We start from the raw sequence: 5,930 nt of genomic DNA, 5'->3' as shown, positions 1-5,930 counted from the left end.
ACAGGTGCGACAAAATTTTCATATAATGCATTAGAAGATGCTAAAGATGAGTCCATATCAAGAGGTAATGTATCCGGATTAAATGAATTAGGAAATTATGCTTTTGAAACATCTAAAGCTCTTTTTGTAATCGATAGTAAAGATCATTTATCTGTACGAGGTGCTAATAGAAATGAAATAGATACGGTTGTAGCTAATAAACAAGCAGGTAAGGTATCTACGGCAAATATACTTAGTGGTACTAGTAATAAACAAGGCTTAACTGTGGGTACTGTAATAAAAGTAACGGGAGCACAGCGAGGAATTGATTCCTTTAATGTTAAAAATTACGGAGAGTATATTATTATAAAAATAACTCATACAGCTACAGGATCAAGTGAGTATTGTAACGAATTTGAGGCTGTTTCTTCGGGTATCGCTATTTTACCAGAGCCATCGGTAGCTTTACCAGAAGCATCACCACAATTAGCTACGGTATTATCAAATGAAGATCCAGCTCAAAAAGGGCGTGTTCAAGTACAATTTCAATGGCAAACAGCAGGAATGAAAACATCATGGATACGTGTAATGACGCCAGATGCAGGAAGTAGTGATAATCATGCTCAAAACCGTGGGCAGGTATTTATACCCGAAATAGGAGATCAAGTAATGGTTGGTTTTAGATATAACGATCCTAACAGACCTTTTGTAATGGGAAGTTTATTTAATGGAACAACAGGAGCTGGAGGTCAAGATCAAAATAACATTAAAAGTATTATTACCAAAAGCGGGCATGTTTTGGAATTTAATGATACTAATAATAGTGAAAGTATTACGATTACCGATAAAAATAATAATATTATATTTATTGATACTGCAAATAAAAGCATACGAATTAGTGCACCAGAAACTATTGATATTGAAGCTAAAAACATCAATTTTAGAGCGACTGAATCTATTACCTATCAAGCTAAAAACATGAATACACAAGTAAGTGAAGATCTTGTGTTAGGTGTTGGTAATAATATGAATACAACTATAGAGCAAAGTTATACTTTTCAAGCAACAGAGGTAACAGAAACGATTGAAGGTAGTAAAATTATAGACATCCAAAGTAGTTTACAAGTTAATGCTTCAGAAGTAGATCTGATTGCCGAAAATGGAGATATGAATGTACAAGGGGCAGGTGTAGCTACTTTTCAAGGAGGCTCTGATGTTAAAGTAAGTAAAGGTTAGATTATGCTATATGTACAAGATAGAAAATACCCGTATGTATATGAAAAATTTGAAACTCCGGTTTTATATGATTTTAAAATCAATGAATACACCGAGCTTCAGGAGCATATCATAAAAAATAACTACCAACAACAGTTAGAGGTTGATTTAATATCACATCATGCTAGCAATGTATTAGTTTTTAATGTTAACACAACCAAGCACCAGTATGTATTAGATGCTTCTTTAAAAAAACAAGAATTACTTATTCGTCAATTAAATAGCCTTACAGCAACGGTAGAATTAGAAATAAATGCTACTGGAGATATAGGTAAGGTTCTTAATTATGAGGAAATAAAAGAAAAATGGGAATTACTACTTCCTAAATTAAAGCGACATCATCAAGGGGTATTAGCACATGGATATTTAGAAGGTATCGGTAAAAAAATAAAAGATGAAAATCGGTTTACGACTGATTTAAAACAATACCGTTTGTTTGGAGTGTTGTTTAATAGTTTGTTACGTATTCCTTTTGATGATAAATCTGTAAAATCTAGAACTCGAATTTTTACAAACGTTATACATTGTTTGCCTATACATATTACCGAGCAATTAACGTTGGTTGAAGAAGATGTAATTACAAATTTACTTACCTATAAAGTTACTGGTGTATTGCATGCTATTGATGTCGAAACTACAGCTCGGATTAATAAATATTTAAGGTATTATGATATAGGAACAGATCCTATTTACCTAGAAAATTATAGCGGATATTATAAAATTAATAAATATACTGCGTGGACAGCTAAGGCTGAGATTACATGTACATTAAGTAATGGACGTGGATATAGACGAGAATTACATTTTTCATTAGAAGATAAAGGTTATGAGTAAAAATTATGTGTGTGATGGAGCTAAAATTGAATGTCAATTATGTGTTAATCCAGAAGGAACTTTAACCGTTACTTCAAATGAAATTAAAATACAAGGACAAGTCTTTGCTAATGAAAATGATAAAGGAAAACCAAACCTTGTTTTTGATGGTAATTGTAAGAAAAGTCCTTACCAAGCATCTCCTTGTAAGGCCGTTATGATACCTATTGCATGGCAAGGTACTGCAGATGCACTTATACAAGGTGGTAAAGCTTTATTGGAAGATTCTACTATTATGTGTGGTTTTGGTGGGGTTGAAATAAAAATAACAGATCATTTACAAGTAAATGAACCAACAGAGCTACAACCCCTTATGGCACCGGTAATATTGCCTGTTGAAGAACCAGAAGTTATTAATATTGAATGGAAAAGTTCAAAAAAAACAGCAAATGAATAAAGCACTTCAAACGAATGCTCCTGATAAAAAAATTGAAAAATCAGCAACAAATTCTAATATTTGGGCAGAAATAACAACTTTAAACGTTTTACCAGGAGAAGAGGTTCTTATTGAGTTAGAAAATGAGGACACCCAAAAAGAGATACAAAAAGGAGAAAAAAAAATAGCTTTAGCTACATACATAGACCCTGCAGGAAAAGGAATTGTGTTCCTAAACTCTAAAAAAGAAATTGCCGCTAACGATATTACTAGTAATGAAGCTGTATTAGAAAATAATGAAGCTTCTGGAATATTAAAAGAAGGAAAGTGGACTATTGATTTAAAAGGCACAAAACCTATTACAAGGGCAGTGCCAGGTATGTTAGTTTATTTTCATATAAAAACATCAATTCCAAACGGAGAAAGTGTACATATTGAGCTATATGAAGATGATAATAATGAAAAAGAAGAAAAAGGTACGGGCGATAAAGACGAACACCAACCTTTAGTAAGTAGTGCTATTAAAAAACCAGCTACGCACGAAACAGTTTCTAACGGGAAAATAATAAAAACAATACGGTTAGATAATCTTGAGCAACTTATTAAAAATGATGTTGATAAACAAATTGAGTTATATTTTAGATGTAGTTATAATGATGAACATGTAGAATTACCAACAAAACCTAAAGATTATTTAGTAGTAGGTACATTGGTTATAGATAGGTATAAAATGCCTGGGTTAAATACTTCGGGAACAGATATTGCTGATGACCTTTCTTATGGTACAGGAGTACCACAAAAAAAAGAAATTTACACAACAGCACAAGTCAATCAATTTAAAGTTGATTATGAATCATTTGGGCTTAATGAAGATAAGCATGCATTGTTTACGAATAAAAAAGATTTTCCTGCTGTAACGCCTACTATTAGTAAGCAAGTAAATAATAACGATACATCTACGAATAAGAAAAAGAGGCTTTCTTTAATTATAGAAGAAACTTCAGTTAAAAAAGACAATACTTTTGTAAAAACCCCGAGTACAGATGCTATTTATAAAGAAGCAGCATTTAGAGCTGAAGAAGCTACTAAAAATCAGAAAGCAATCTATAGTAGAAACCAAATATATAAAGTGGATTACGGAATTTTTGATATTGGTGGTGATATAGAAGAGTACCATGAGGAGTATGATGGAATTATAGATTTGCTAAATGGAGAAAAGAGAAGCGATAGCTTGCTTTTTGATTTATTTAAAGAAAATGCAGAATTATTCTTTGCTAGAGGAGAATTGCAGTTTAATATTAATAGAATGATAGCTAAATTTAAAAGTAATACTGGTGGAATTTATGAAGACCCAATATTAACTAAGCATGTATTAGCAGATCCTTCTACTGATACCTATTGTATGTATATTGAAAATTATATCGCTGAAAAAATAAAACAAGAAACATTTGAAAACATTTTAAAGGTAGAAGACAGGTCGCCAGATTTTGATTCTAATTTAGAAGATGAGTTAAAAAGAAGAAAAAAACAAAAAATAAAAGGAAATGATATTACCAATGACATAGATGGTTTTACTACTGTTTTAAAAAAACCTCAATATTCTTATGGTAATTGGTATAACCCAAAACACTTATGGAAAGCAGGTAAAGGTTTAACAATAGCTACTAATGATATTTGGTCGACTGAGGTTGTTTTAAAAGAGCTAAAAAACGACGGCGAAAATTATACATGTAAATATCAAGTAACTCTTTGGGATCATTTTGGGTTAGATATCCCCGATATGCAAAAACCTTTTAATATAATGCCAGGAATAAGAGAAACCTTTATTTGTTGGTTTGTATTACAACATTTACGAGGTTATAAACCTTTTGTTACAAAAATTACTTTTAATAAGGAGTTTAAGGGTGTTATAAGTGAAGGAAGAGAAGAGCGAAGAGCAGATCAAAAAGAAAAAAAAGCAGCTCTTAAAAAAGCAACCCAAAAAACTAGAGACAAACGAACTTTTGATAAAGTAACGAACCCATGGCCGAGAGGACCAAAATTGTAAACATATGAGAGTAGTAATTTTTTTAATGTTATTTAGTTTTGTTCTTGGATGCAAAACAAAACAGAATCCCATAAGTTTTATGCTGTTAGAAAAGCATAGTGGAAAATCACCAGTAAGTTATAAAGTAATAGATGGAAAAGTTAATAATATATATATATATAGCGAAACTTTTTTAATAGATAACCTACCAGAAAGGCAAAAAAAAGGAGAATTAGATGAAGTTACCTATGATATTCAAAAAGCATATTTTGAAAAAAATAATAAATTATGTTTGGTAGAAGATGATATTACTTATTATGGAATGACATTTTATAGAAAATCTAATTGTACAGCGTATTTTATTAATCATTTACAAGATCATACAGGTTTTTCACAAACCACATTTCGTGATTGTAAAGGAGATGGAGAATATCTTTTTTATTATGAACGTGATAAAAAAAATAAAAACATGTGGGTGTTAAACCAAAATATGTGGGGTAAAGAATACCACGATACTATTTATTGTAAACCAAATAGAAAAAAGTTGAAATTACCAGATAGACCACATTAAATAGCGGCACTATTTAAAAACGACGGCGAAAATTATACATGTAAATATGAAGTTATACTTTGGGATAATTTTGGATTAGATTTACCGGATATGCAAAGGGAATTCAATACCTATTTTACTGTAAAAGAAGCTTTTATCTGTTGGTTTATTTTAGAGCACCTACGTGGATATAAACCGTTTGTAACCAAAATAACTTTTGAGAGAGAATTTAAAGGTAGTTTTAATATAGGAAAGTCAGAACGGTTAAAAGAAAGAGAGGTAAAAGCTTTACAACTTAAAAAAGAAGAAGAAAAAATGGAGAGACTTAGACAAATAGGAAGAAAAAAACCGGGAGAAATGTAAATATGGAAAACCTTAAATCAATCATGATACTATTGTTTTTTGCAACTTTAATAATAAGTTGTGAAATTTCTAATACTAAAAAAAGAAATAGTATTGAATTTATTCAATCAAATGTAATGAGTAACCTTTTTTTAATCAAAAACTCTCATAAAAGAGATTCTTTATTGAAAAAAGAACTGATACATTTTTTAATTAAAAACCCTCTTATAAAGAAAAGTAGAACAACAGTGTTATTTTATAAATACACAGTATATAATAATGTATTAGGCATGCACAACGGTACTAGTTATTTTATAGATAATTTACCTGACCCTGGAGGTTTTTCAAGTGAAGAATTGAGTGATTATCGAGAAGATGAAATAGCTGCTTTTACAATAGCTAAATGTAAAAATTGTAAAATCCTGAAATAGGTTGACTAAAATTTAAACACTTTTAGTTAAACTATGGACACAAAGACAAAACTACCCTGCCGAAAAAAGAACTACAAT

At 30.6% G+C, this 5,930-nt stretch carries 7 protein-coding genes; all 7 read left to right on the top strand.

What is annotated here, in order from left to right:
* Window positions 1-1,215: phage baseplate assembly protein V (locus tag AQ1689_RS00255; protein ID WP_219618428.1), on the top strand; the 1,215-nt coding region annotated here is incomplete at its 5' end.
* Window positions 1,216-1,218: 3 nt separating this feature from the next.
* Entirely contained in the window at window positions 1,219-2,088 is an 870-nt protein-coding gene (locus AQ1689_RS00250; RefSeq protein ID WP_101915791.1) for a hypothetical protein, read from the top strand.
* Between the two features lie 7 nt (window positions 2,089-2,095).
* Window positions 2,096-2,524 (top strand): DUF4280 domain-containing protein, encoded by a 429-nt coding sequence (locus AQ1689_RS00245; protein ID WP_180947503.1) that lies wholly within the window; start codon window positions 2,096-2,098, stop codon window positions 2,522-2,524.
* Window positions 2,517-4,550, top strand: a complete 2,034-nt coding sequence (locus AQ1689_RS00240; RefSeq protein WP_145993678.1) for a DUF3289 family protein — start codon at window positions 2,517-2,519, stop codon at window positions 4,548-4,550. Before AQ1689_RS00245 ends, AQ1689_RS00240 begins: the two co-directional genes overlap by 8 nt.
* 4 nt (window positions 4,551-4,554) lie before the next feature.
* A complete protein-coding gene (locus AQ1689_RS00235) occupies window positions 4,555-5,100 on the top strand; it encodes a hypothetical protein (RefSeq protein WP_101915788.1) in 546 nt (181 codons plus the stop codon).
* 90 nt (window positions 5,101-5,190) lie between these two features.
* Window positions 5,191-5,442, top strand: a complete 252-nt coding sequence (locus tag AQ1689_RS00230; RefSeq protein WP_101954816.1) for a hypothetical protein — start codon at window positions 5,191-5,193, stop codon at window positions 5,440-5,442.
* Between the two features lie 2 nt (window positions 5,443-5,444).
* Window positions 5,445-5,852, top strand: coding sequence for a hypothetical protein (locus AQ1689_RS00225; protein ID WP_101954815.1), 408 nt, complete (start codon window positions 5,445-5,447; stop codon window positions 5,850-5,852).
* Window positions 5,853-5,930: the final 78 nt, after the last annotated feature.

The sequence above is a fragment of the Tenacibaculum finnmarkense genome (assembly GCF_900239185.1).
Classification (GTDB): Bacteria; Bacteroidota; Bacteroidia; order Flavobacteriales; family Flavobacteriaceae; genus Polaribacter; species Polaribacter finnmarkensis.
This window is presented reverse-complemented; position numbering and strand designations above follow the sequence as displayed.

Coding starts and splice junctions, on each gene's coding strand:
- AQ1689_RS00235 (WP_101915788.1), top strand. CDS start 4,555: ATGAGAGTAGTAATTTTTTTAATGTTATTTAGTTTTGTTCTTGGATGC.
- AQ1689_RS00240 (WP_145993678.1), top strand. CDS start 2,517: ATGAATAAAGCACTTCAAACGAATGCTCCTGATAAAAAAATTGAAAAA.
- AQ1689_RS00225 (WP_101954815.1), top strand. CDS start 5,445: ATGGAAAACCTTAAATCAATCATGATACTATTGTTTTTTGCAACTTTA.
- AQ1689_RS00250 (WP_101915791.1), top strand. CDS start 1,219: ATGCTATATGTACAAGATAGAAAATACCCGTATGTATATGAAAAATTT.
- AQ1689_RS00230 (WP_101954816.1), top strand. CDS start 5,191: ATGCAAAGGGAATTCAATACCTATTTTACTGTAAAAGAAGCTTTTATC.